27 protein-coding genes are annotated in these 24,103 nt (G+C 69.1%); 10 read left to right on the top strand and 17 right to left on the bottom strand.

The genetic code is table 11. The annotated features are described in order from the left end of the window. Positions 1-2 precede the first annotated feature (2 nt). Positions 3-515 carry a hypothetical protein gene (locus NS2_RS08560; RefSeq protein WP_033086783.1) on the bottom strand — a complete coding sequence of 171 codons (513 nt, stop codon included), beginning with the start codon at positions 513-515 and terminating at the stop codon, positions 3-5. A 157-nt stretch (positions 516-672) separates the two neighbouring features. Next, positions 673-1,716, bottom strand: a complete 1,044-nt coding sequence (locus tag NS2_RS08565; protein WP_045436828.1) for a zinc-dependent alcohol dehydrogenase family protein — start codon at positions 1,714-1,716, stop codon at positions 673-675. A gap of 147 nt (positions 1,717-1,863) precedes the next feature. Here NS2_RS08565 and NS2_RS08570 point away from each other — a divergent pair, with 147 nt between their 5' ends. Then, positions 1,864-2,664: a helix-turn-helix domain-containing protein gene (locus tag NS2_RS08570; protein WP_033086782.1), complete on the top strand. Its 801-nt coding sequence runs from the start codon at positions 1,864-1,866 to the stop codon at positions 2,662-2,664. On the opposite strand, the gene NS2_RS08575 is transcribed toward NS2_RS08570, so the two are convergent. Beyond that, positions 2,661-4,172 (bottom strand): FAD-dependent monooxygenase, encoded by a 1,512-nt coding sequence (locus NS2_RS08575; RefSeq protein WP_202969056.1) that lies wholly within the window; start codon positions 4,170-4,172, stop codon positions 2,661-2,663. The two genes, NS2_RS08570 and NS2_RS08575, sit on opposite strands and share 4 nt — an antisense overlap. A 122-nt stretch (positions 4,173-4,294) precedes the next feature. On the opposite strand from NS2_RS08575, the gene NS2_RS08580 reads away from it, so the two are divergent. Then, complete coding sequence (locus tag NS2_RS08580) at positions 4,295-4,960, top strand: PadR family transcriptional regulator (RefSeq protein WP_033086781.1); 666 nt, start codon at positions 4,295-4,297, stop codon at positions 4,958-4,960. 210 nt (positions 4,961-5,170) lie between these two features. Beyond that, positions 5,171-6,370 carry an FAD-dependent monooxygenase gene (locus NS2_RS08585; RefSeq protein WP_033086780.1) on the top strand — a complete coding sequence of 400 codons (1,200 nt, stop codon included), beginning with the start codon at positions 5,171-5,173 and terminating at the stop codon, positions 6,368-6,370. Between the two features lie 73 nt (positions 6,371-6,443). On the opposite strand, the gene NS2_RS08590 is transcribed toward NS2_RS08585, so the two are convergent. Both NS2_RS08590 and NS2_RS08595 read right to left on the bottom strand, forming a co-directional pair. Further along, complete coding sequence (locus NS2_RS08590; RefSeq protein ID WP_033086779.1) at positions 6,444-8,483, bottom strand: MDR family MFS transporter; 2,040 nt, start codon at positions 8,481-8,483, stop codon at positions 6,444-6,446. 76 nt (positions 8,484-8,559) lie between these two features. After that, positions 8,560-9,216 carry a TetR/AcrR family transcriptional regulator gene (locus tag NS2_RS08595; protein WP_033086778.1) on the bottom strand — a complete coding sequence of 219 codons (657 nt, stop codon included), beginning with the start codon at positions 9,214-9,216 and terminating at the stop codon, positions 8,560-8,562. Between the two features lie 123 nt (positions 9,217-9,339). Between NS2_RS08595 and NS2_RS08600 the strand changes: the two genes are divergently transcribed. The 3 genes from NS2_RS08600 to NS2_RS08610 are packed head-to-tail and all read left to right on the top strand — an operon-like array spanning position 9,340 to position 11,142. Further along, positions 9,340-10,215: an oxidoreductase gene (locus tag NS2_RS08600; RefSeq protein ID WP_033086777.1), complete on the top strand. Its 876-nt coding sequence runs from the start codon at positions 9,340-9,342 to the stop codon at positions 10,213-10,215. Positions 10,216-10,258: 43 nt separating this feature from the next. After that, the gene (locus tag NS2_RS08605; protein WP_071811642.1) at positions 10,259-10,726 is read left to right on the top strand and encodes a transcriptional regulator; all 468 of its coding nucleotides are present in this window, start codon (positions 10,259-10,261) and stop codon (positions 10,724-10,726) included. A 47-nt stretch (positions 10,727-10,773) separates the two neighbouring features. Continuing rightward, on the top strand, positions 10,774-11,142 hold the full coding sequence (locus NS2_RS08610) for a DUF3817 domain-containing protein (RefSeq protein ID WP_045436841.1): 369 nt from the start codon (positions 10,774-10,776) through the stop codon (positions 11,140-11,142). A 176-nt stretch (positions 11,143-11,318) separates the two neighbouring features. On the opposite strand, the gene NS2_RS08615 is transcribed toward NS2_RS08610, so the two are convergent. Beyond that, positions 11,319-11,513 carry a hypothetical protein gene (locus NS2_RS08615; protein WP_177327139.1) on the bottom strand — a complete coding sequence of 65 codons (195 nt, stop codon included), beginning with the start codon at positions 11,511-11,513 and terminating at the stop codon, positions 11,319-11,321. 6 nt (positions 11,514-11,519) lie between these two features. Between NS2_RS08615 and NS2_RS08620 the strand changes: the two genes are divergently transcribed. After that, positions 11,520-11,969: a hypothetical protein gene (locus NS2_RS08620; RefSeq protein WP_033086776.1), complete on the top strand. Its 450-nt coding sequence runs from the start codon at positions 11,520-11,522 to the stop codon at positions 11,967-11,969. A 157-nt stretch (positions 11,970-12,126) separates the two neighbouring features. Here the strand turns inward: NS2_RS08620 and NS2_RS08625 are convergent, their stop codons facing one another. The 10 genes from NS2_RS08625 to clpS all read right to left on the bottom strand — a co-directional run bounded on the left by NS2_RS08625 (position 12,127) and on the right by clpS (position 19,366). Further along, the gene (locus NS2_RS08625) at positions 12,127-12,735 is read right to left on the bottom strand and encodes a non-canonical purine NTP pyrophosphatase (protein ID WP_033086775.1); all 609 of its coding nucleotides are present in this window, start codon (positions 12,733-12,735) and stop codon (positions 12,127-12,129) included. Beyond that, positions 12,732-13,502 (bottom strand): ribonuclease PH, encoded by a 771-nt coding sequence (gene rph / locus NS2_RS08630; RefSeq protein WP_033086774.1) that lies wholly within the window; start codon positions 13,500-13,502, stop codon positions 12,732-12,734. Before rph ends, NS2_RS08625 begins: the two co-directional genes overlap by 4 nt. A 204-nt stretch (positions 13,503-13,706) precedes the next feature. Beyond that, on the bottom strand, positions 13,707-14,471 hold the full coding sequence (locus tag NS2_RS08635; protein ID WP_033086773.1) for a cyclic nucleotide-degrading phosphodiesterase: 765 nt from the start codon (positions 14,469-14,471) through the stop codon (positions 13,707-13,709). A 69-nt stretch (positions 14,472-14,540) separates the two neighbouring features. After that, positions 14,541-15,254: a rhomboid family intramembrane serine protease gene (locus NS2_RS08640; RefSeq protein WP_081985763.1), complete on the bottom strand. Its 714-nt coding sequence runs from the start codon at positions 15,252-15,254 to the stop codon at positions 14,541-14,543. A gap of 223 nt (positions 15,255-15,477) precedes the next feature. Then, positions 15,478-16,440 (bottom strand): PLP-dependent cysteine synthase family protein, encoded by a 963-nt coding sequence (locus NS2_RS08645; protein ID WP_033086772.1) that lies wholly within the window; start codon positions 16,438-16,440, stop codon positions 15,478-15,480. 2 nt (positions 16,441-16,442) lie between these two features. Next, positions 16,443-16,736: a MoaD/ThiS family protein gene (locus NS2_RS08650; RefSeq protein WP_033086771.1), complete on the bottom strand. Its 294-nt coding sequence runs from the start codon at positions 16,734-16,736 to the stop codon at positions 16,443-16,445. 41 nt (positions 16,737-16,777) lie between these two features. Further along, positions 16,778-17,209, bottom strand: a complete 432-nt coding sequence (locus NS2_RS08655) for a M67 family metallopeptidase (RefSeq protein ID WP_033086770.1) — start codon at positions 17,207-17,209, stop codon at positions 16,778-16,780. Positions 17,210-17,303: 94 nt separating this feature from the next. After that, positions 17,304-18,368 (bottom strand): P1 family peptidase, encoded by a 1,065-nt coding sequence (locus NS2_RS08660; RefSeq protein ID WP_033086807.1) that lies wholly within the window; start codon positions 18,366-18,368, stop codon positions 17,304-17,306. A gap of 49 nt (positions 18,369-18,417) precedes the next feature. Further along, positions 18,418-18,987: an oxidative stress transcriptional regulator AosR gene (aosR, locus tag NS2_RS08665; RefSeq protein WP_033086806.1), complete on the bottom strand. Its 570-nt coding sequence runs from the start codon at positions 18,985-18,987 to the stop codon at positions 18,418-18,420. A 22-nt stretch (positions 18,988-19,009) separates the two neighbouring features. Then, positions 19,010-19,366, bottom strand: a complete 357-nt coding sequence (gene clpS / locus NS2_RS08670) for an ATP-dependent Clp protease adapter ClpS (RefSeq protein WP_045436817.1) — start codon at positions 19,364-19,366, stop codon at positions 19,010-19,012. Between the two features lie 195 nt (positions 19,367-19,561). Between clpS and NS2_RS08675 the strand changes: the two genes are divergently transcribed. Further along, positions 19,562-20,872: a nicotinate phosphoribosyltransferase gene (locus NS2_RS08675; RefSeq protein WP_033086769.1), complete on the top strand. Its 1,311-nt coding sequence runs from the start codon at positions 19,562-19,564 to the stop codon at positions 20,870-20,872. Here the strand turns inward: NS2_RS08675 and NS2_RS08680 are convergent. Continuing rightward, positions 20,802-21,071: a hypothetical protein gene (locus NS2_RS08680; protein WP_033086768.1), complete on the bottom strand. Its 270-nt coding sequence runs from the start codon at positions 21,069-21,071 to the stop codon at positions 20,802-20,804. The two genes, NS2_RS08675 and NS2_RS08680, sit on opposite strands and share 71 nt — an antisense overlap. A 152-nt stretch (positions 21,072-21,223) precedes the next feature. Here NS2_RS08680 and NS2_RS08685 point away from each other — a divergent pair, with 152 nt between their 5' ends. Then, positions 21,224-21,793: an isochorismatase family protein gene (locus NS2_RS08685; protein WP_033086767.1), complete on the top strand. Its 570-nt coding sequence runs from the start codon at positions 21,224-21,226 to the stop codon at positions 21,791-21,793. Between the two features lie 197 nt (positions 21,794-21,990). Continuing rightward, positions 21,991-24,042 (top strand): ATP-dependent DNA helicase, encoded by a 2,052-nt coding sequence (locus tag NS2_RS08690; protein WP_033086766.1) that lies wholly within the window; start codon positions 21,991-21,993, stop codon positions 24,040-24,042. Positions 24,043-24,103: the final 61 nt, after the last annotated feature.

Raw genomic sequence — 24,103 nt, forward strand, 5'->3', positions numbered from 1 at the left:
CCTCAAGGAGCGGGCGGCGGCGGGGGCGGGGGTGGGGGCAGCAGGAACGGGAGGATCGGGGCCAGGATGTCGGGCAGCGCGGGCGGGGCGGGAGCGGGTGGCGGCGGCGGGGCCGCGGCCGATTCGGTGGTCGCCTCGACCGGGGCGGGCGGAGCGACATATTGCTCGGTTTGCGGTGCGGGAGCGGGCATCTGCACCGGGGCGGCCGGAGCGGGCGCCGGTGCGGGCGCGGGCGGCGGCACCTGGGCCTTGACCGGCTGGGTGGTGCTCGAGGACGGGGTACCGGTCTCGTCGACCCCGCCCGGATTGTGCAACCCGGCGCGCAGGGTGCCGCCGATCAGGGCGACGACCACGCCCATGGCGAGGATGACCAGACCGACGAGCGCCTTCGACGACATCTCCCCCGGCGCGGCCAGGCCGGGCGTGCCCTCGGCGGTGACCGGGTCGTCAGCGGAGGCGGTGGCGAGTCGATCCCGCACCACCTCGGGTTTCCCACGAACCGCACCCACCGCCACCCGGGAACTCCTTCGAGTCGAAGTACACGCCCGCCGATCCGAAATGCTTCTCCTTCAAGGAACCGTACACAGATTTGCCAGGGGGCTGAACGGGCTACACGGTAAGGAAATAGTTCCAGGTGGGTATCTATTCGTACCGATTGCCAATAAGTAGCGGCTAGTCGACCGCTATCACCACCTTGCCGAACGGGTCGCCCTCGGTGAAGTAGCGGTAGGCCTCGACCGCCCGCTCGAAGGGGTAGACGCGGTCGATCACCGGGCGCATGCCGTGTTCGGCGATGGCGGCGTTCATGGACTCCAGATCCGCGCGGCTGCCGACCGCGATGCGGCGCAGGCCCACATACTTGCCGCCCAGCTGATCGGGATGCTGCTGACCGGGCGCGGCCGGGAACGCGCCGATCAGGACCACCTCGCCGTTGTAGGCGGTCGCCGCAAGGGATTTCGGCAGGGTCAGCTTGCCGACCGCCTCGACCACCCGATCGACGCCGAGCCCGCCCGTGAGGTCCAGCACCGCGTGCTCCCAGTCCGGAGTCTGCTTGCGGTCCACCACCTCGCCCGAGCCGAGCTTGCGCAGCCGCTCACCCTTCTCCGGCGAGGAGGTGATCGAAATGACCCGCGCGCCCAGCATTTTCGCGTGCTGCACCGCGAACAGCCCGACCGGCCCGGTGCCGACGGTCAGCACCGTATCCTCCGGCCCGACCGGGACCGGCTTGGTCAAGGCCGCCCACGCCACCAGTCCGGCGCAGGTGAGCGCGGCCGCCTCGGCGTCGGCGAGGTGCGCGGGCACCTGAACCACCGACTCCTCCTCCAGTAGCACGTAGGTCGCGAGCCAGCCGTCGTGGGTCGCGCCGTACTGGCGGCTGCCCAGCTCCTGATTCTGCTTGCCGTCGACCCAGCTCACGAAGTAGGTGCCCATCACCCGGTCACCCAGCGCGGCGCGGGTGACGCCCGAGCCCAACGCGATGACCTCACCGACCCCGTCCACCAGCGGCGCCACGCCCGGCCGCGCCGGGATCGGATAGGTGCCCTCCATGAGCATGATGTCGCGCCGGTTCAGCGAGGCCGCCCGCACCCGCACCAGCACCTGATGCGACCCGGGTACCGGAGCCCGCTGCACCCGGGTGCTCAGACCGTCGCGTCCGCGCAGCGGTTCCAGTTGGTAGACAACACCATTCGCGTTCCGCTTGTGTCCTTCAGTCATGACATCGAGTCTGTGCCGCGCCCGTCGGCCGCGCGATTCCCCGCAGGGAATGAGCGAGCCGCGGGCCGCGTCATAACCTTCGGGCAAGGCGCGGGTCATTCCCTCGAGGGAATCGCGGGGCCGCCCCCGCGCCCGCAGAGTGGAGGTATGACGATCATGGCCGTGGCGACCACAGCCACCCCGTTCGCACAGCAGTTGCGCGGCTGGCGCACGCGCCGACGCATCAGCCAGCTCGATCTGGCGATTGCCGCCGAGACCAGCCAGCGGTACCTGAGCTTCCTGGAGCAGGGGCGCTCGCATCCGGGACGGACCATGGTGGTCCGGCTGGCCGAGGTGCTCGGGCTGGAGCTGCGGGAACGCAATGCGCTGCTGCTGTCCGCGGGGTATGCGCCGATCTTTCCCGAATCCTCGCTGGACGCACCGGAACTCGAGGCGGTCCGGTACGCACTGGAGACCATCCTCGAGGGACATCTGCCCTATCCGGCGGTGGTGACCCGACCGTTCGGCGTGCTGGTGGCCGCCAATCCGGGCTTCGCGCTGCTGACCGAGGGCTGTGCGCCCGAACTGCTGCGAGCGCCGAGCAATGTGCTGCGGCTGGCCCTGCACCCGGACGGCCTGGCGCGGCGGGTACTGAACCTGCCGGAGTGGGGCCGCCACATCACCGACAGCCTGCGCAATCGGGCGGGCCGCAGCCCGAATCCGGAGCTGGACGCGCTCATCGCAGAACTCGAAGGCTATCTGCCGCCGGTGGATCCGGGTCCCGGCCACCTCGGCTTCGCGGTGCCGCTGCGGCTGCGGTCGGAGGCGGGCGAGCTGCGGCTGATCACCACCCTCACCTCGTTCGCCACGGCCACCGACATCACGCTCTCGGAGCTGCACCTGGAGGCGTTCCTGCCCGCCGACCAGGCCACCGCCGAGATGCTGCGCGAACGGTTCGCGCCCGCCTAGAGATTCACCGGGCCGTCGGGGGCTTGCGGCAGGCGCGCGCCGATGTGACCGTCGGGCCGGACCAGCAGCGCCCCGTCCGGGTCGATTCCGTACAGCTCGGCGTGACCCTCGGGCAGGGACTCGAAACGCAGGGGAAGCGTTGTGCCGATTCGCTTTTCCCAGCCGCCGGGGTCAGGGGTGAGCACGGTGAACCACTCCCCGAGCGCGTCGAGGCTGGAACGGCCCGGCGCCAGCCAGCAGTGCGGCAGCCGGGCTCCCGGCCGCCCGCTCGGCAGGTAGGCCGCCGCATCGTCCGGCGGTGGCGGGCTGCCGTCGGGCCGGACGGCGGCGGAGTCGTAGGAGACGCCCAGAATCAGCCCAATCTGGTCGAAATACCGCTCCGACCAGGGTAGTTCGACCGCGCCCCCGGTATCCCCGGCGGCCCGCTGCGCGCGCCGCGCGAGCTGTGCGGCGCGCACCCGCTCGGCATTGGTCACCGCCTGCCGCAGGGTCCGGTGGGCGACCGGAAGCCGTTCCGTCTCATAGGTTTCCAGCAGCTCCGGTGCGGCCCAGCCGCGCAGCGCTCCGGCCAGATTCCAGCACAGGTTGTGCACGTCGGCCAGGCCCGCGTTCATGCCGAGACCGCCGAGAATGGGCACCGTGTGCGCGGCGTCCCCGGCCAGGAAGATCCGCCCGTGTCGAAGGCGTTCGGCCACAAAGGCGTTCATCACCCAGCGCTGCACCCGCACGACCTCCACCGCGACCCGGATATCCGGGCCGAGCGCGTCGGTCACCCGCGCGGACCAGTCGACCTCGCCGCCGCGCGACGCGGGCCCGAACCAGGCCCAGCCGCCCTCCGGATACAGCGGCAGGAACGACCCGTTCGTGGTGAAGTAGACCCCGGCGGGCTGGTCGGCGCACCAGCGGCCGAGATCGGCGTCGAAGACCACGGTGGTGGACTCACCGAGGGCTCCCGGACCGGTGGTGGCGATCCCCAGCCGCTGCCGCACAGTGGAATTCGCGCCGTCCGCGGCGAGCACATACCGGGCGCGGACTCGCGACTCCGCCGTCGTGTCGCGGTCGACGAGGGTGGCAGTCACGCCGTCGTCGTCCTCGGCCAGGTCCACCAGGTCGACTCCGAACCGCAGTGGTGCGTCCGCGGCGGCGAGCAGTGTCGGTTCGAGGCGATCCTGCGAGGTGAGCACGCCGATCTCCGGGCTCTCCGGAATGGGCGCACGGACCCCGACCATGGCCTCGGTGCCGAAGTCGCTGTCGCTCAGCGTCTCCCGGAAGCGCACCCGGCCGAACTCCGGTCCGAACGCCCGTTTCCGGACCGTCTCGGCCAGGCCCAGCTGTCGGAAGATCTCCATCGATCGCACATTGACCAGGCGGGATCGCGGAAAGGGCGACAGCTCGCGACGCCGCTCCACCAGCAGGGTCCGCACTCCCCAGCGGTCCAGCAGCGCGCGGGCGGTGAGTCCGACCGGACCTCCCCCGACGATCAGCACCTCGAACTCCTCGTGTGCCACCACCCGAGTGTGCCGCCGACGGGCGAAAACCGCCAACGACGGCGCGCTGCATCGATTACGGCCAACCACTTGTCGCCCAATACTCGTAGACGTATATTCGTAGACGAGTAAGGAGGTGCCGGATGGCCCGCAAGCGCAAGGTCGCCAACCTGATGGGTCTGGCGGTGCTCTCCGCCGTGGTCGTGCAGCCCATGCACCGCTACGAGATCGCTGCCAGATTGCGGGCGTGGGGCAAGGACACCGACATGAGCATCAAGTGGGGTTCGCTCTACACGGTGGTGGACAACCTCACCAAGCACGGCTTCCTGGAGATCACCGGCAGCGAGCGGGACGGGGCCCGGCCCGAGCGGACCATCTACCGGATCACCGACGCCGGGCGGGCCGAACTCACCGACTGGACAAGGGAACTCGTCGCCGAGCCGGAACCCGAGAAGGGCCGTTTCCTGGCGGGGCTGTCCGTACTGTCGGTGCTGCCGCCGGACGAGGTCATCGACCTGCTCACCCGGCGAATCACCAAGCTGGACCGGACCATTGCCGATGGCCGCGCCCAATTGGCCGCTCTGGAAGGCACAGTGCCGCGCCTTTTCCTGGTCGAAGACGACTATGAGCTGACCATGCTGAGCGCGGAGGCCGATTGGGCTCGCGCCCTGCGCGATTCACTGGCCGACGGCAGCTTTCCCGACGTGGAGGGCTGGCGTGCCTGGCATCGCGACGGCGTCATGCCACCGGAACTCATCGAACTGGCGGAAGGGGGAACACCCGCAACGCAGGCCGAGCACGACCGATAACTCGCTCGGCCCTGCCGACCTTTACGAAACCGGGCTCCGGCGGGGGTGCTGCAACACCGCCACCGAAGCCCGGGAACACACCGTCTCGAACCGCGTCCGTGCAGGCGAACCCGGCACCGAGTTTGGCAACTACAGGATAACTGGGTTCTCCATACGCGCGCCGGTTCGGGGTTTTTCCGAAACCTTCGAACACCTCCCTGGAGGAGAACCATGTCCATCAACTCGGCAATCGTCATCGGCGGCGGTATTTCCGGACCGGTCACCGCCACCGCCCTCCATCTCGCCGGGATCGACGTCACCGTCTTCGAGGCCTACCCCGGCCCGGCCTACGGCATCGGCTCCAATCTGGCGCTCGCGCCCAACGGGGTGGCCGCACTCGAGATCGTCGGGGCCGCCGACGCGGTGCGCGCCCACGCCGTACCCATCGCCAAGTCCTCGATGTCGGTGAACGGCAAGAGTTTCGACCTGCCCGGCCTCACGAACATCGCGCCGCTGCGCGCGATCGACCGTCCCGTCCTGCACCGGGTGCTGCACGACAATGCGGTCGCCGCGGGCGTCCAATTCGAATACGACAAGCGGCTGATCGATGTCGAGGAACACGCCGGCGGGGTGACCGCCCGGTTCTCCGACGGCAGCACCGCCACCGCGGACGTGCTCATCGGCGCGGACGGAATCCGTTCCACCGTACGCACACTCGTCGATCCGAAGGCTCCCGGACCGACCTACCTGCGCATGCTCGGCCTCGGCGCGTACGTCGACTGCGACCTCGACCTGGAGCCCGAGCGGATGACCTTCGCCTTCGGCAAGCGGGCCTACTACCTGTACTGGCCCATGCCCGACGGCCGGGTCGCCTGGGGCGCGAATCTGCCCAGCGAACAGTACTTTTCGCTGACCGAGGCGCGAGCCGTGCCGGTCGAGCGGTGGCTGGACCGGTTGCGGACGGCCTACGCCGGGGAGGAGCCCGGCGAGCTGCTGGCCCGCAGCACCACCCCCGAGCAGCTGGCCGTGGTCGGGGCGCTGCACGTCATGCCGTCGGTGCCGCACTGGCATCGGGGGCGGATGGTGCTCACCGGCGACGCCATCCACGCGCCCAGCAACACCTCCGGGCAGGGTGCGTCGCTGGCCATCGAGAGCGGTATCGAGCTGGCCCGCTGCCTGCGCGACATCGATGATCCGGCACGGGCTTTCGCCACCTACGAGGCGCTGCGCCGGCCGCGGGTGGAGGCGGTGGCGGCGCGGGTCGCGCGAATGAACCACACCAAGGCCGCGGGTCCGGTCACCCGCAAGGCCATGCAGCTCATGATGCCCATGATGTTCAAGCGCATGGATCCGGAGAAGCTGATGGGTCACGAACAGCGCTTCCGCATCGACTGGGACACCACGGTGCGGCCGGTCGCGGTCAACGCCTGAAACTCCCGGTAGCGCAATGCCCCGCCGCGTTCGTGCGGCGGGGCATTGTCGTGCGTTCGGCGACGGCGGGTGTTCAGCGCCCGGCGGGCAGCGCGTCCGGGCGGTCGGCCTCGTCCAGCAGCTTGGTGGCGATATTGTCGATGGCCTGATCCAACAGCGCGTGCTCGACGGGATCGGCGGAATCCCAGTCGGTGAGCTGGGTTTCGAGCCAGCGCTTCCACGCGCCGCGCACCCGATCGACCTCTTCGACACCCTTGTCGGTGAGGTTCAGCTCGTCGCCGTCGCGGCGCAGCAGGCCGTCGCGTTCGGCCTTGTCGTAGACCGGGCCGATCAATTCCGTCGGGATCCAATGGGTTCGGGCGATGTCGTCGATGGTGGCGGTGCCGCGCAGCCGGTTGTACATGCGCACCTGACCCAGCGCCCAGGCCTCGTCGCGGCCGAGCGAACTGCCCGCCGCCGCGAGGATTCCCGGATCCGGGACGGTATTGTCGCGCAGCTTGCGCAGCACCCGCGCGACGCAGCGCTCCAGCTGTACCAGGCGGTCCGCGGAGTCCGGCATGGCGAACTGCTCCCCCACGTCGGTGGCCTCGGCCCGCGCGCTGTCGCGCAGCTTCACCTGCTTCAGCAGGAACGCCACCGCGAAGCCGAGCAGCGCCACCGGCACCACCCAGCGGAAGACGAAGTCGATGGAGTCGGCGTAGGCCTGGATGATCGACGCGGACTGCGTCTTCGGCAACTCGCGCAGCAGCTGCGGATTCTGCGCGGCCTCGGGCGGCACCCGCGATTCGATCAGCGCCGCTTCGAGGTTGGGCCGCAACCGATTCGAGTAGAGGGTGCCGAACACGGTGGTGCCGAAGGCGCTGCCGATGGTCCGGAAGAAGGTGACACCGGAGGTCGCGGTGCCCAGATCCGAGTACGGGACGCTGTTCTGCACGGCGATGGTCAGCACCTGCATGGCCAGGCCGACGCCCAGGCCCAGGATCAGCATGTAGACCGACATGACCCAGAAGCCGGTGCCGGGCCCCATGGTCGACATCAGGTACAGCCCGACCGCCATGATGGCGCAGCCGATGATCGGGAAGATCTTGTACTGCCCCGTCTTCCCGACGATATTGCCCGACAGGATCGAGGTGAAGAACAGCCCGACCACCAGCGGCAGCGTGCGCACGCCCGACGCGGTCGCCGAAACACCCTCCACGTATTGCAGATACGCGGGCAGATAGGTCATCGCGCCCAGCAGCGCGAAGCCGACGATGAAGCTCAGGATCGAGCACACCGTGAAGACATTGCTGCGGAACAGATGCATGGGCAGCATCGGTTCGGGAGCCCGCAGTTCGGCGAACACGAACGTGGCCAGCAGCACCGCCGCGGCGGCGAACAGGCCGATGATCATCGACGAACCCCACGCGTATTCCTGTCCGCCCCATTCCAATCCGAGGATCAGGCAGGTGACGCCGACGGCCACCAGCGCGATGCCCAGGTAGTCCACGATCGGCTTGACGGCCGCCCTGGTCATCGGAATGGTGCGGGCCGCCAGCGCGATCATGACGATCGCGATGGGGACGTTCACGTAGAAGCACCAGCGCCAGCTCAGATGGTCGGTGAACAGGCCGCCCAGCGTCGGGCCGATCACCGTGGTGATGGCGAAGATCGCGCCCAGCCCACCCTGGTACTTGCCGCGTTCGCGCAGCGGGATCACGTCGGCGATCAATGCCATGGAGGTGACCATGAGCCCGCCCGCGCCCAGACCCTGGATGGCGCGGGCGAAGATGAGCAGGGTCATGCCGTGCGCGAGCCCGGCCACCATCGAGCCGATGATGAAGATCGCGCCGCTGAGCTGGAAGACCAGCTTGCGGCCGAACAGGTCGCCGAACTTGCCGGACAGGGCGGTGGCGATGGCCTCGGCCACCAGGTACGAGGTGACCACCCAGGCCATGTGCCCGGCCCCGCCCAGGTCCGCCACGATGGTCGGCAGGGCGGTGGAGACGATGGTGGAGTCGAGCGCGGCCATGAGCATGCCGAGCGCGACGGTTCCGAAGATGACGTTTCTGCGCGCCTTGCTCAGCGGCTGCGGCGCGACGGGCTGCTCGGCGGTGGCGCTGGCACCGGTCATCGGCCCAGTATGTTGGGCGCGTCGGCCGAGGTATGGCAACGACACGGCAAACCGACGGATCGGACAGGGCGACCGATCAGTTCACCCGCACCGCGTACCCGCCCAGCGCGGGTTCGAGGGTGTCGAAAGCGGCGGCGGCAAGCTCGGTCAACGCCGTCGCGATGGCCTCGTTCGACTCCCCCTCGACCGTGCGGCGCAGCACTTCCTCGAACAGGATCCGATGCACGCCGCCGAGCAGCGCGGCCGCCACCCGTGCCGTGAAATCCTCTGTGGGAGTAGCTGTTTCCTCGGCCAGAGTGTCGGCCAGCAGGCGCTCGCGATCCTCGTGGAACTCCCGCAACCGCGCCACCAGGGCCGGGCTGCCGGTGAGCAGGGCGGCGAAATCCGGGCCCGAGAAGCCCGCGAGCACGGCATCCTTCCCGGCGATCGCGGCGAGATAGGCCCGTCGCAGCGCGGCCAGCGCCGACTCACCCGGATCCCGCTCACGCACCGTCGCCGCCGGACCCGATATGAAGGCTTGGTGAATATCCAGCACCAGGTCTTCCTTGCGCGGGAAGTAATTGGTCACCGTCATTTTGGCGACCTCGGCGGCCTCCGCGATCTCGGCGATGGTGACACTGTCGTACCCGCGTTCCAGGAACAGCCGGGTCGCGGTGTCGGAGATGTTCTGCCTGGTCAGCAGCTTCTTGCGCTCGCGCAGGCCCAGTGGCGCGCCGGTCGGCGAGGGTGTCATGAACTCAATATCAACATCTTTTTAGGACTGTCACAAGTTTCCGGTCCGGGGCTCCGGGGTATCGCCGGGAACTTACTCTGAAGTAAGGTCGAACAAACGACTCGAATTGTGAGGTCAACAGCCATGGCATGGAAGCCCAGCGAAATCTCGAACCAGTCCGGTCGCACCTTCGTGATCACCGGCGCCAATGGCGGGCTCGGCGAGCAGACCACCAAGGTGCTCGCGGGCAAGGGCGCCACCGTCATCATGGCCTGCCGCAATGCCGCCAAGGCGCAGGAGGTGGCCGACCGCATCGACGGTGACGTGCGGGTGGCGGCGCTGGACCTGGCCGACCTCGCCTCGGTGCGGCAATTCGCGGACAGCCAGGGCGAATTCGACGTCCTCATCAATAACGCGGGCCTGATGAACATTCCGTTCTCGCGCACCAAGGACGGGTTCGAAACCCAGTGGGGCGTCAACCATCTCGGCCATTTCGCGCTGACCGGGCTGCTGCTGGACAAGATCGGTGACCGGGTGGTCACCCTGGCTTCCATCGCCCACAAGCAGACCCCGAAGCTGTGGATCGACGACCTCAACTACGAGAATCGCCGCTACCAGCGCAATCTCGCCTACGCCCAGTCCAAGCTGTCCAACCTCATGTTCGCGCGCGAGCTCGAGCACCGGCTCGAGGCGGCCGGTTCCACCAAGCGCTCCTACGCCGTGCACCCCGGCGTCTCGGCCACCGACCTGTTCGCCCGCACCGAAACCCCCCTCGACAAAATCTCCAAGCCGTTCATCCGGATCGTCGGCCAGTCGCCCTTCCACGCCGCCTACTCCTCGCTGTTCGCGGCCACCGAACCCGACGCGGACCCGAACATCTACTGGGGTCCGACCCGCTTCTTCGGCAGCCAGGGCCCGGTCGAGGCGTCGCCGTCGAGCAAGATTTCGCGGGATCCGGAACTGCTGCGGCGGCTCTGGGAGGAGTCCGAGCGTCTGACCGGCGTCACATACAAATTCTGATCGGCAGACCTGCCTACTACGAGGGCCGTAGTAGGCAGGTACCGTGGAGTCCGTGTCCGCTCCCCAACGCCGTCCGGCCCTGATTATCTTCGTGATCGTGGCCTTCCTGGCGTGCCTGGGGCTGGGCTACTGGCAGTGGACCCGGTTCGAATCGGGGGGTGGCACCTATCAGAATCTGGGCTACGCGCTGCAATGGCCGTTGTTCGCCGGGTTCGTGGTGTGGGCCTACGTCCGATTCGTGCGGCTGGAGAACGAAGCCGGGACGGACGAGAGCGCGCCGAGTCCCGAAGTCGCCGAGTCCGCGCCGACCGCCGCCCGGCCGCGCCGGCCGAAATCGGCGGCGCCGCGCGAGATCCCGGCGGGCCTGCTGCCGGAGCGACCCAGGGCGGTCCGGGACCAGGATCCGGAACTCGCCGAATACAACAGGTACCTGGCCGAATTGCACGCCCAGGACATGGACGACAAGGTCCGTGACGCCGGGCTGCACCACACCGAGAGGAGCGCCGGTTGAGCACCAGCGACAACTCCCCAGCATCCCCCGTCGCCGGCGAGACCACCGTGCTGGCTCCCCGCCCGCTCGGCGCCGCCGCGCCCGAGAAGATCCGCGGCGCACTGATCCGCTACCGCGTGCTGGCCTACATCACCGGTGTCTGGCTGCTGGTGCTGTGCGGCGAGATGATCTACAAGTACGCGATCCTCGACGATTCCAGCACCGCACCGCACTGGCTGTTCTACATCGGCCAGGTGCACGGCATCTTCTACATGATCTACCTGGTCTTCACCATCGACCTCGGCATCAAGGCGCGCTGGAAGCCGCTCACCACGGCGCTCACCTGCCTGGCGGGCACGATCCCGTTCGCCTCCTTCGTCTTCGAGCACTACCGCACCCGCGAGGTGAAGGCCCTCACCGCCTCTCCGCGACTTTAGCGGGCGGCTCAGGAGCCGTTGACTCTCGTGCACCCGTGCCGACGGTCAAGTGCCGAAACAATTTTGGACGTACCCGGGGAGTTACCCCGGACGGCACGAAATCACTTGTCGCGCACTCGATCGAGAGACAAGCGAACAGCCGCAAGGGGTTCGGGGTTCCGCCTCGAACCCCTTTCTCATGCCAGCAGTTCTCGGACGACGGCGTCGGTCCACCAGTGCTGGACCCGGTCCGGGGACCAGCCGCGCTCGGTGGTGAGGGTGGTGTAGGTGTCGATATTGCACAGGGCCGCACAGAGATCCACGGCGGTGGGGATATCGAGTCCAGGACGCAGGGCACCGTCGGGCCAGGTCTCGAAGACCCGAGCGTCCACGCGGCGGTGCACGACTCCGAGCGGGCCGACGGCACCGCCTGGTCGCTGGTCGGCCTGGCCGGATTGATCATGCAGACCGTCACCTTCGCGGCGGTCACCGGGATTCGCTTCACACTCACCGCGATTCCGGATCACGGCGGACCGGTCGCGGCCGGACTCTGGACGCTGCACAATGCCCTGTTCATCGGCAATGGCGTGTTCCTGACCCTCGCCCTGCTCGGGCTGTCGGTCGCGGGCCGCCGCGCCGGTCTGCTGGCGCGATGGCATGCGAACCTCGGATTCACCTCTGCTGCAGTCCTTTTCGCGTGGTCGGCCGCGGCGCCGATGCAGCTCGAGCACCGCAGCCCGCTGGGCCTGATCGGACTCGTCGGCTGGCTGCTGTGGGTGGTCTGGGTCGCCACCTACGGCGTCACCCTGATTCGCCTGCGCCCCGGCGTGATCCCGGTCGCCGCCTGATCCACCGTCACCGCCTGATCGCCGAGGGGTCGATCCGGCGGCGGGCCCGGCCCGCCCTGGAAGTCGCCCGGGCCGGGCGGGGGGCTCAGGGCGGGATGCCATGGCCGACCGCTGAGATCAGCAGACGGCCATGGCAATTCCCGTCGAGGCAGCCAGTTCAGTCGGCCGAGAGGGCCGCCAGGGCCGGGAGGAGTTGGCGCAGGGCGCGGCCGCGGTGCGAGGCGGCGTCCTTCTCGGCCGGGGTGAGCTGGGCGGAGGAGACTTCGCCGCCGTCGGGGAAGAACAGCGGGTCGTAGCCGAAACCGCCGTCGCCCACCGGCTTGCGACCGATGACGCCCGGCCATTCGCCGCGCACGACCTCCTCGACGCCGTCGGCGACCAGGGCGCAGGCGGAGACGAAGCGGGCGCCGCGGCGCTCGTCGGGGACGTCGCCGAGCTGGGCCAGCAGCAGGGTGTTGTTGGCCTCGTCATTGCCGTGCGCGCCCGACCAGCGCGCCGAGAGCACGCCGGGCATGCCGTTGAGCGCGTCCACCGACAGGCCGGAATCGTCGGCGACGCAGGGCAATCCGGTGGCGGCGAAACCGTCGCGGGCCTTGGCCAGGGCATTGCCCTCGAAGTCGGGGGCCGTCTCGGGGGCCTCGTCGTAGGGCGGGACGTCGTTCAGGCCGACGATCTCGATGCCCGCGATCCCGGCCTCGGCCAGGATGCGGCGCAGCTCGTTCAGCTTCTTGGCATTGCGGCTGGCGACCAGGACGCGGCGGGTCATCGCTTCCTGGATTCCTCGGGCTCGGGCAGCACGCCCGGGTAGGGCAGCGCCAGGGCTTCCTTCTGCACCAGGAACAGCTGCTCGCAGCCCGCGAGCGCGGAATCGAGGAGCTTGTCCAGGGTGGAGCGCGGGAAGGTGGCGCCCTCGCCGGTGCCCTGGATCTCGACCAGGGTGCCGGTGTCGGTGGCGACCACGTTCATATCGACCTCGGCGCGCGAATCCTCCTCGTAGGGCAGGTCCAGACGCACCCGGCCGTCGACCACGCCGACGCTGACCGCGGCGATGGCACAGGAGATCGGTTGCGGGTCGGCCAGTTTCCCGGCCGCGCCCAGGTAGGTGATGGCGTCCGAGAGCGCCACGTACGCACCGGTGATGGCGGCGGTGCGGGTGCCGCCGTCGGCCTGCAGCACGTCGCAGTCCAGCGCGATGGTGTTCTCGCCGATGGCGGCCAGATCGATGCAGGCCCGCAGCGAACGCCCGATCAGCCGCGAGATCTCCTGGGTGCGCCCACCGACCTTGCCCTTCACCGACTCTCGGCCGGAGCGGGTGTGCGTCGCCGCGGGCAGCATCGCGTATTCGGCCGTCAGCCAGCCCAATCCGGAATCCCGCCGCCACGGCGGCACCCCGTCGGTGACGCTGGCGGTGCACATCACCCGCGTCTGTCCGAACTCCACCAGCACCGACCCCGCCGGGTGACTGGTGAATCCCCGGGTGATCCTCACTTCGCGGAGTTCGTCATCCGCCCTGCCATCGGCTCGTTTAGACACGGCCCACAGCCTAGTGGCCAGTCATCGGCCCGTGTTCACGGCTCCCCGACACTTCTGAGGTCGGCGACAGCTGATTTCGTGACGGTCGGGGTAACTCACCGGGTACGCCCAGAATCGGTTCGACACTCGACCGCAGGCACGGGTGCGAAACAGTCAACGGTAATCAGCCGCCCGCTGAAGTCCCGGAGAGGCGGGGGAGCCGGCTCAGATGTCGAAAACTTCGCCGGGCGAGACCGCGTGGACCGGGCCGGAGAAGACGGCCTTGGCTTCGGCGATGACGTCTTCGCGGGAGGTCCACGGGGGGATGTGGGCGAGCAGGAGTTCGCCGACGCCCGCCTGGGCGGCGATCAAGCCCGCCTCGTGGCCCGAGAGGTGGATGCCCGGGGGCCGGTTGGCGGGGTCGTGGGTCCAGGAGGCTTCGGAGAGGAGAACGTCTGCGCCGCTGGCCAACTCGAAGACGTCGTCGCACAGGGCGGTGTCGCCGGTGTAGACGAAGGTGCGGCCGGCGGCGGTCTCGATGCGCAGGCCGTAGGACTCCGGCGGGTGGTACATGCGGCGGGCCTCGACGGTGTGGCCGGGGCCGAAGGTGGTGGGGACGCCCGCCTGCCAGACGCGCATGTCGATGACGTCGGACCAGTCGTCGGTCTCGCCGCCGATCTCCGCGGAGGCATTGCCGATGCGCAGCGAGGTGTCGGTCGGGCCGTAGACGACGGCCTTACCGGTGGGCGGGTTCGGGTGGTAGCGCCGCCACACCAGCAGGCCCGGCAGATCCAGGCAGTGGTCGGCGTGCAGATGGGTGAGGAAGATGTCGACCTCGCCCGGATCCAGGTGGCGCTGCAGCGCGCCCAGCACGCCGGGACCGAAATCGATGACTGTCGGTGTCATATCCGGGCCGGTCAACAGGTAACCCGACGCCGGGGAATCCGGGCCGGACACGCTGCCCGAGCACCCGATCACGGTGAGGCGCATTCCCCCATGCTGCCACGCTGCATTCTCACTCAACGGAGGGATCCCCCAAATCGCCGACCGCGACCAGCGTCACCCCTGCGACGCGAGACGGCCGGCGTCAGACCCGCGACGATGACGACGTTCATTCGATGAGAGTACCCACCCGGCAACCACTCCACCTACCGCCCCGAAAAGATGGCCTTGCCAAGAGATTTCCGGGTTACTGGGCAGGACGCCCCAGAGAATGGACCCGTAGAGCACCAGCACCACCAGCCCGACCGCGATCTGCAACACATTCCGCGAGAACCAGCCCCAGCAGATCAGATATGTGAGCCAGCCGAACACCAGCACCGAGGCGCCCACCGAAACGCTGTGCGGCGGCGCGGTCAGCCACTGCCCGAGCCCCGCGATCACCCAGATGATGGCGGTGGCGGTGAGCCCGCGCCCGATCCCGGTCAGCAGTGTCAGCAGGCCGAGCACGAGCACCGGCAGCGTGTTCCCGAACAGATGCCCCCAATTGGCGTGCAGCACAGGCGCGAACAGGATCCCGACCAGCCCCTCCTCGCTGCGCGGCCGCACCCCGGCACCGTCCAGCGCGTTATCGGTGACGCTGTTGACGCCCTCCACCCCATACAGCAATGCCGTGAATCCCAACGTCAACGCAATAGCCCGCTGCCACAGCAACTTCAGTGCACCATTCCCGCCCGAAGCCACCGCACCCCCGGCCGGTTTCGCCAATTGCCCCCGCAGCCGCGCGATCCGATCCGGATCGAACGACGACCCCACACCGCCACCGCCGCTCATAGCAAGACCTCCTAGCCCACCCTGCCCCGAGCCTACCGCCGGTGCGCACCCGCCCGCCTCGGGGAAATCCCGGACCCGCGAACTCGGAGGTCGCGAGCGACCGGCCCGAGTTCCGCACCGGTCCGGTGTGGATCCACTCGTCGTTCCGGCGTGTCGGCAGGGCGGGAATGACGCGCGCCCGCTGCGTTCGGCGCAGCGGGCGCGGGCGTTCGGCGGGCTCGGGTCAGGCCCAGAGTTGGCCGTCGAGTTTTTCCTCGGCCTCCTCGAGGGTGCCGTCGTAGGCGCCGGTGGAGAGGTACTTCCAGCCGCCGTCGGCGACGACGAAGGCGATGTCGGCGCGCTGACCGGCCTTCTGTGCCTTCTTCGCGACGCCGAGCGCCGCGTGCAGGATCGCGCCGGTGGAGATGCCCGCGAAAATGCCCTCTTCGGAGACCAATTCGCGGGTACGGCGGACCGCGTCGTAGGGGCCGACGGAGAAGCGGGAGGTCAGCACGGACTCGTCGTAGAGCTCGGGGACGAAGCCCTCGTCGAGGTTGCGCAGGCCGTAGACGAGTTCGCCGTAGCGGGGTTCGGCGGCGACGATGTCGATGCCGGGGACCTTTTCGCGCAGGAAGCGGCCGGTGCCCATGAGGGTGCCGGTGGTGCCGAGGCCCGCGACGAAGTGGGTGATCTCGGGGAGGTCGGCGAGGATTTCCGGGCCGGTGGTCTCGTAGTGGGCCAGGGCGTTGGCGGGGTTGCCGTACTGGTAGAGCATCACCCAGTCCGGGTGCTGCGCGGCGATCTCCTTCGCCAGCGCCACAGCCTGATTGGAGCCGCCCGCCGCCGGGGAGTCGATGATCTCGGCGCCGAACATGGTGAGCAGCTGGCGGCGTTCCACCGAGGTGTTCTCCGGCATGACGCAGATCAGCTTGTAGCCCTTGAGCTTGGCGGCCATGGCCAGCGAGATGCCGGTATTGCCGCTGGTGGGCTCGATGATGGTGTCGCCGGGTTTGATCTGGCCCGCGGCCTCGGCCTGCTCGATCATGCGCAGCGCCGGGCGGTCCTTGATGGATCCGGTCGGATTGCGGTCCTCGAGCTTGGCCCACAACCGCACGTGATTCTCACCGTCCCACTGCGGGGACAGCTTCTTCAGCCCGACCAGCGGGGTGTTACCGAGCGTCGCGATCAGCGACTCGTAGCGCGCCACAATCAGTCGATGTCCACAGCCTGCGAACCACCGGCGACCGCCGGGAGGATCGTGACGGTGCCGCCGTCGGTCACCTCGGCCGCGAGCCCGCCGGTGAACCGCACGTCCTCGTCGTCGATGTAGATATTGACGTAGCGGTTCAGCTTGCCGTCCTTGAGCAGCTTCGCCTCCAGGCCCGGGTAGTTGGCCTCGAGGTCGGCGATGACGGCGGACAGGGTCTCGCCCTGTGCCTGAACTCGCTTCTCGCCCTTGGTGATCGGGCGCATGATGGTCGGGATGGACACGGTGACCGGCATGAGTGGGGACTCCTTGTGTTCGGGCTCAGGGGAATTCAGGCTCAGGCGGATTCGATGCCGAGGTAGGCGGCGACGATCTCGACGGGTTCCTCGGTGACCACGCCCTCGAGGATCCGGTAGCTGCGCAGCTCGTGCTGCTGCGGGTCGCGGGTGGAGACCAGCACGTAGTGGGCATTGGGCTCGGAGGCGAAGGAGATGTCGGTGCGGCTCGGGTACGCCTCGGTCGCGGTGTGCGAGTGGTAGATCACCACCGGCTCCTCGTCGGCGGCATCCATTTCCCGCCACAGCCGCAGCTGCTCGCCCGAATCGAATTCGTAGAAGGTGGGCGAGCGCGCGGCATTGATCATGGGGATGAAGCGCTCGGGGCGGTCGGAGCCCTCGGGACCGGCGATGACACCGCACGCCTCGTCGGGGTGGTCGGCGCGCGCGTGCGCGACCATCGCCTCCACGAGGTCTGCCCTGATCATCAGCACGGTCGCATCCTTCCGCTCACCACGACCCCGGCCGAACGGCCGAAACGCTGTCGTCAACAAGCTGAGAATATGCGGCTATTCCCGGTGGATCCGCTCACACCCCGCCGAACGCGTCCCGGTAGGCCGGGATGCCCGCCACCGCGGTCGCCGCGAGGATGGCGTCCACGATGGCGCGTTCCACACAGACCGCGGCGGCCGTGCACAACTGGTCGAGGATCAGCAGGTCCGCGGGGAAGGCCGGAGGCAGCGGGAAATCGGGCGGCTGCGCGGCGGTGCCGGTGGCCAGCGCGAAGAGGGTGTCGCCGTCCAGCGGCGAATGGGCCGGTCGGATGGCGCGGGCCAGGCCGTCGTGCCCGGTGGCGGCGAGCCGTTTGCAGGCGGCCGGATCCAGCGCGGCATCCGTGGCGATCACGCCGATGGTGGTGTTGAGCACGGTGCCCTTGACCGCCAGCGCATTGGCGGCCGCCAGTTGCTCGGCGGTGGGTGGCCGCAGCCCGAAGTGATCGGGCCCGTCGGTGCCCGCGCCCCACGGGAATCCGGTGCGCGGGTCGAAGACCGAACCCACCGGATTGGCCACTATCACCGCGCCGACCGTGATTCCGGCGGCCGGTCCGTCGGTGAATCGCACACTGGCCGAACCGATTCCGCCCTTGAGCGAGCCCGCCCGCGCACCCACGCCCGCGCCGACCGAACCGCGCGCGAAGTCCGCGCCCGCGTTCTCGGCGGCCATGAATCCGAAGTCGGCGTCGGGCCGAATGTGCCAGTCGCCCACCGGCAGATCGAAGATGACCGCGCCGGGCACGATCGGCACCACGCGGGCCGGATCGGCGGGATCCATCGGGATCCCCTCCTTGTGCTCCTCGCACCAGCGCATGACGCCGTCGGCGGCGGCCAGCCCGTAGGCGCTGCCGCCGGTGAGCAGGATCGCATTCGCCTGTCGCACGGTGTTTCCCGGATCCAGCAGGTCGGTCTCGCGGGTGCCCGGGCCGCCGCCACGCACGTCCACCGACGCGACCGCCCCGCCCGGCACCCGCACCACCGTGCAGCCGGTGGCCGCGCCCGCGCCGAGGGTGGCGTCCGGGTCCAGGGCATGCTGGTGGCCGACGAGCACACCGGCGATGTCGGTGATCGAATTCCGTGGTCCCGCAACGCTGTTCACGGCCACTCCTCCTGGGTGATGACGGGGTCGGGAAGCCGGCGAGGGCGAGCTAGGGCGCGAGCGCCTGGATCAGCGAGTCCTGCATCCAGGTGAGCCAGTGGTAAACCTCGAGGCTCGGCCCGCGCGGATCGTCATCGGGAAAGTGATCGGGCGTGTCGGGGGTGATCTCGAGGGCCGTGCCCAGGGCCAGGCGCACATCGTTGAGCGCGGTCAGCCAGGCGTCGGCCTGTTCGGGCGAGATGACGATCTTGCCGCCCTGCAGCGGCAGGGTTTCCAGCACCACCAGCCCGGCGGCCACCTTGGTCTCGATGATCTCCGGCTCGTGCAGGCTGCGCAGCGCGCTGTTGAGACCCGCGCGCTCGGCATCGGGGGAACCGGGTTCGGGGCGATGGAAGTCCGGCAGCAGCCGGGCCAGGCGCGGATCATCGGGCGGGGTGGTGTTGCCCGTCTGTAGCCCGGTAAGGGCGGCCAGTTCGTCCTCGGGGGCCGAGCGGGCGCGATCGGTGAGCAGTCCGGTGACCGCCCCGACCAGCGAGCGCAGCACGTCCGCCTCGTGAGCGTCCATTTCCGAACGCAGTTTCAGCCCGCCCAGGGAGTTCTTTCTGCTCCACTTCCGCACGGGGTAACCGTAGTCGTCGCGGTCAGTCGTCACGTTGCATGGTGGCCCATAGCCCCGCCGCGTGCAGCCGCTGTACGTCGTGTTCCATCTTGTCGCGGGAGCCGGCGGACACCACGGCCTTGCCCTCGTTGTGCACCTTCAGCATGAGCTCGGTTGCCTTGCCTTTGCTGTAGCCGAACAGCTTCTGGAAGATGTAGGTCACGTAGTGCATGAGGTTGACCGGATCGTCCCAAACGACGGTGACCCAGGGCCGATCCTCGGCTTCCAGAATCTCGGAGTATTCGATGGCCTCCGGTGTCGCCTGTGCCGCCGACAAAGTCACGTTCCCGGCGGCCGGACCGCCAGCGACCCGGACAACGTCGTGATTACACAGACCCATAACAACCAGGGTACGACCTGACATCACCGAAACAACAGCTGTATCCAATTGCCCTCCGCTTCGCTCCGGGCGGGTTCGCGGCCCTGTTACCTCGGCCTTCCCTCCTCCACTCCTCCGCTTCGCTCCCCCGCTCCGTCAGTCCAGGCCGAGGCGGGCCGCGAACTTCCAGTACCTGCGTCCTAGAGTGAACTCGTGATGATCGCCGACGGACTGACCAGTACCGCTCTGCTCACCGACCAGTACGAGCTCACCATGCTCGCGGCGGCGCTGGCCGACGGTTCGGCCCAGCGGCAGTGCACCTTCGAGGTATTCGCCCGCAGATTGCCGCACGGTCGCAGGTACGGTGTGGTCGCCGGGACCGGGCGATTGCTCACGGCGCTGAGCGCATTCCGTTTCGGCGCACCGGAACTGGCGATCGCCGCGAAGTTCCTGGACGCGCGCACCCTGGAATGGTTGCGCGACTATCGATTCGGCGGCGAGATCGACGGCTACCGCGAGGGTGAGCTGTATTTCCCCGGCTCCCCCATCCTCACCGTGCGCGGCACCTTCGCCGAATGCGTGCTGCTGGAAACCCTGATCCTGTCGATCTACAACCACGACAGCGCCATCGCCGCCGCGGCCGCGCGCATGGTGAGCGCCGCCGGCGGCCGCCGCATGATCGAAATGGGCTCGCGCCGAACGCGCGAACTGGCCGCCCCGGCCAGCGCCCGCGCCGCCTACCTGGCCGGATTCGACGCCACCTCCAATCTGGAGGCCGCCCGCAGCTTCGGCGTGCCCAGCGCGGGCACCAGCGCGCACGCCTTCACCCTGCTGCACTCCGGCGCGGACGGCGCGCACGAGGCGGCCGCCTTCCGCAGCCAGATCGAGGCGCTGGGCATCGGCACCACGCTGCTGGTGGACACCTTCGACATCACCCGCGGCGTGGCCACCGCCATCGAGGTGGCCGGGCCCGAATTGGGCGGCGTGCGCATCGATTCCGGTGATCTGGGCGTGCTGGCCCGGCAGGTGCGCGAGCAGCTGGACGCCCTGGGCGCGATCCGCACCCACATCGTGGTCTCCGGCGACCTGGACGAATACGCCATCGCCGCGCTGCGCGCCGAGCCGGTGGACGTCTACGGCGTCGGCACCTCACTGGTCGTCGGCTCCGGCGCGCCGACCGCGGGCATGGTCTACAAGCTGGTCGAGGTGGAGGGCGTTCCGGTGGCCAAGCGCAGCTCCCACAAGGAGTCTCGCGGCGGCACCAAGCGCGCGATCCGGCTGGTCCGCCGCACCGGCACGATGGTCGAGGAAAGCGTCTACCCCGCTTCCGCGCCGCGTCCGGAGCCCGACGGCCTCGAGATCCGGGATCTGCAGGTGCCGCTGGTGCGCAAGGGTGCGGTGGTGGCCGATCAGCCGACGCTGGCGCAGAGCCGGGAGCTGGTGGCCAAGGGGCTGGTCAGCCTGCCTTGGGAGGGTCTGAAACTGTCGGTGGGAGAGCCGGCGATTCCGACGACATTCGTGAGCTGATCCGCCGGCGCCGCCGGGCGTTCACCGCGACCACGGCGGCGACCACCGCGATCAGCGCGATCTTGCCCGCCTTGCCCGCCAATCCGATGACATGCCCGATCGCCGCGAAAATCTTGAAGTGAACCAGCGCGTGCGACGCGTCCACCATCCACTCCCCGCCGTCGAACGAGACCATGACCGCGAGCAGCGCGGCGAGCACCGCGACAGTCAGAAACCAGCGGACGACAACACGACTCATGAATCCCCCCGAGGGTCGGTGCGAGCCGCGTGGACCGGTCGAGACCCGGGCGGCACAATGCAATACGAGGGCCGAACCGTCGTGGTTCACCCAGGCACCGGGAGGACGGGCCCATGAGTCGAGCCCTGATCGTCGTCGACGTGCAGAACGATTTCTGTGAGGGCGGATCACTGGCCGTCGCGGGCGGCGCGGCGGTGGCCGAGCGCATCACCGAATACCTGGGCGTCTCCGATTACACCGCCGTCGTCGCCACCCGCGACTTCCACGTCGACCCGGGCGCGCACTTCTCCGCCACCCCCGACTATGTCGACACCTGGCCCCCGCACTGCCGCGCCGACACCCCGGGCGCGGACTTCCACCCCGACCTGAGCACCGGGCCGATCCAGGAGATCTTCTCCAAAGGTGCCTACACCGCGGCCTATTCGGGTTTCGAGGGCACCGCCACCGACGGTTCCACCACCCTCGCCGCCTGGCTGCGCGCCCGCGACATCGACGCCGTGGACGTCTGCGGCATCGCCACCGACCACTGTGTCCGCGCCACCGCCCTCGACGCCCGCTCCGAGGGCTTCGACACCCGGGTCCTCCTCGGCCTGACCGCCGCCGTCTCCCCCGACGCCCTCTCCCCCGTCCTGGCCGAACTCCGCGCCTCCGGCGTCGAACTGGCCGGGACGCTCGAGAACTGAAACCACCCCTGGGCATTGAAGTGGAGTCGCCTTCAGGTTCGCGGCCCGTCTCGTTCTGGACTGAGCGGAGCCGGGGGCGCGAAGCGGAGGGAGGGAAGCGGAGGGAGGGAAGAACGAGACCTCCCGGGCCGCGAACCCGCGGCGGCGCAGCCGCCGCAAATCAAACACTGTCGGCGCGGCGCAGTAATCTGGCCGCCGTGCCCGAACTGCCCGCCGTTCCGAAACTGTTGGCCACCGCTGTACAGGCGTTGGGAGGTAGGGAGCGCTCCGGGCAGCAGACCATGTCGGCTGCGGTCGCGCACGCGATCGACACCGGCGAGCACTTGGCCGTGCAGGCCGGAACCGGAACCGGCAAGTCGCTCGCGTACCTGGTCCCGAGTCTGCGCCACGCGGTGCGGACGGGGCGGACGGTGGTGGTCTCGACCGCGACCATCGCGCTCCAGCGGCAGTTGGTGGATCGGGATCTGCCGCGCCTGGCGGATGCGCTGGCGCCCCAGCTGGGGCGGGTGCCGCAGTTCGCGATTCTCAAAGGGCGTAACAACTATCTGTGCCTGAACAAGATCAATAGCGCGATTCCGGACGAGCCCGAGGCGGAGTTGTTCGACGCCTTCGCGATTTCCAAACTGGGCCGCGAGGTGCAGCGGCTGCACGAGTGGGTGTCCGATACCGAGACCGGGGATCGCGACGAGCTGACGCCGGGCGTGAGTGACCGGGCCTGGCGGCAGGTGAGCGTGAGTTCGCGTGAATGCCTGGGCAAGTCGCGCTGCCCGTTCGGGCAGGACTGCTTCGCGGAGAAGGCGCGCGCGGAGTCCGGGCAGGCCGATGTGGTGGTCACCAATCACGCGCTGCTGGCCATCGACGCCATCAGCGGGATCCAGGTGCTGCCCGAACACGATGTGGTGGTCGTGGACGAGGCGCACGAACTGGTGGACCGGGTGACCGGCGTGGCCACCGCGGAACTGTCCACCACCGCCATCAGCGCCGCGGCCAAGCGCTGCGCGAAGCTGATCGACGAGCAGGAGGTGGACCGCCTCGAGAATGCCGCCGAGGCCTGGCACGAACTGCTCGACGACCTGAATCCCGGCCGCTGGGACCGGATGCCGGACGGCGCGGCCCCGGTGCTCGCGCTCATCCGCGACGCGGCTTGGAACGCGCGCACGGCCCTGGCCCCGCAGGGCGGCAGTGCGGCCGCCTCCGATCCGGAGGGCGCGGCGGCCCGCAATCAGGCGCTGGCGGCCGTGGAGGAGGTGCACGACGCCGCGGTCCGCGTGCTCACCACCTACGAGGAGGCCGACCCGGCCGCGCATCGCGATGTCATCTGGCTGGCCGCCGAGGAGCTGCGCGGGGTGCCGCGCCGCACGCTGCACATGGCCCCGCTCTCGGTGGGCGGGCTGCTGCGCAGCCGCCTGTTCGGTACGGCCACGGTCGTTCTCACCTCGGCCACGCTGCAGATCGGCGGCTCCTTCGACAATCTGGCCGTCACCTGGGGCCTGCCCCCGCAGTCGGCGTCGAAGGTGGATCCCGCGCTGGCCAACGGCGCGGAGGCCCCGTCGGACGAGAAATCGCTGCGCTGGAATTCCGTGGACGTCGGCTCGCCGTTCGACCACGCCAAGTCCGGAATCCTGTACGTGGCAAAGCATCTGCCCGCGCCCGGGCGGGACGGGTTGCCGCAGTCGTATCTGGACGAGATCGAGCGGCTCATCACCGCGGCGGGCGGGCGCACCCTGGGCCTGTTCTCGTCCATGCGAGCGGCCAAGGCGGCCACCGAAGTTCTGCGTGAACGGCTCGACACACCGATTCTGTGCCAGGGCGACGACGCCACCGGCGCGCTGGTCCGGAAATTCGCCGACGACCCGGAAATCTCACTCTTCGGGACGCTTTCGCTGTGGCAGGGCGTGGATGTGCCGGGCCCGTCGCTGAGTCTGGTGATCCTGGACCGCATTCCGTTCCCGCGTCCGGACGATCCGCTGCTGGTGGCCCGGCAGCGCGCGGTGGAATCGCGCGGTGGCAATGGTTTTCTGTCGGTCGCGGCCAATCACGCGGCACTGCTGTTGGCGCAGGGCACGGGTCGTTTGCTGCGCAGTGTGGACGATCGCGGCGTTATCGCAATTCTTGATTCCCGACTCGCCACGGCGCGCTATGGCGGTTATCTCCGAGCATCGTTGCCGCCATATTGGGAAACATCCGATCCCCAAGTTGTGACAAAAGCTCTCGAACGACTGACAAATAGTGTCGCACAATTGAAATGACCCTGTGAGAACAGTCACAGGGGTGGTTCCTACTTCCGATCGAAAGTAAATTAGCTTTCGA

This window comes from Nocardia seriolae NBRC 15557, from assembly GCF_007990715.1.
Taxonomy (GTDB): Bacteria; Actinomycetota; Actinomycetes; order Mycobacteriales; family Mycobacteriaceae; genus Nocardia; species Nocardia seriolae.

Excerpts from the sequence above, each read along its gene's own strand:
- NS2_RS08600 (WP_033086777.1), top strand. The coding sequence starts at position 9,340 with ATGGCATGGAAGCCCAGCGAAATCTCGAACCAGTCCGGTCGCACCTTC.
- NS2_RS08595 (WP_033086778.1), bottom strand. The coding sequence starts at position 9,216 with ATGACACCCTCGCCGACCGGCGCGCCACTGGGCCTGCGCGAGCGCAAG.
- NS2_RS08640 (WP_081985763.1), bottom strand. The coding sequence starts at position 15,254 with ATGAGCGGCGGTGGCGGTGTGGGGTCGTCGTTCGATCCGGATCGGATC.
- NS2_RS08650 (WP_033086771.1), bottom strand. The coding sequence starts at position 16,736 with ATGCCGGTCACCGTGTCCATCCCGACCATCATGCGCCCGATCACCAAG.
- NS2_RS08565 (WP_045436828.1), bottom strand. The coding sequence starts at position 1,716 with ATGACTGAAGGACACAAGCGGAACGCGAATGGTGTTGTCTACCAACTG.
- NS2_RS08675 (WP_033086769.1), top strand. The coding sequence starts at position 19,562 with ATGATCGCCGACGGACTGACCAGTACCGCTCTGCTCACCGACCAGTAC.
- NS2_RS08590 (WP_033086779.1), bottom strand. The coding sequence starts at position 8,483 with ATGACCGGTGCCAGCGCCACCGCCGAGCAGCCCGTCGCGCCGCAGCCG.
- NS2_RS08585 (WP_033086780.1), top strand. The coding sequence starts at position 5,171 with ATGTCCATCAACTCGGCAATCGTCATCGGCGGCGGTATTTCCGGACCG.
- NS2_RS08570 (WP_033086782.1), top strand. The coding sequence starts at position 1,864 with ATGACGATCATGGCCGTGGCGACCACAGCCACCCCGTTCGCACAGCAG.
- NS2_RS08635 (WP_033086773.1), bottom strand. The coding sequence starts at position 14,471 with ATGCGCCTCACCGTGATCGGGTGCTCGGGCAGCGTGTCCGGCCCGGAT.
- clpS (WP_045436817.1), bottom strand. The coding sequence starts at position 19,366 with ATGGGTCTGTGTAATCACGACGTTGTCCGGGTCGCTGGCGGTCCGGCC.
- NS2_RS08580 (WP_033086781.1), top strand. The coding sequence starts at position 4,295 with ATGGCCCGCAAGCGCAAGGTCGCCAACCTGATGGGTCTGGCGGTGCTC.
- NS2_RS08685 (WP_033086767.1), top strand. The coding sequence starts at position 21,224 with ATGAGTCGAGCCCTGATCGTCGTCGACGTGCAGAACGATTTCTGTGAG.
- NS2_RS08625 (WP_033086775.1), bottom strand. The coding sequence starts at position 12,735 with ATGACCCGCCGCGTCCTGGTCGCCAGCCGCAATGCCAAGAAGCTGAAC.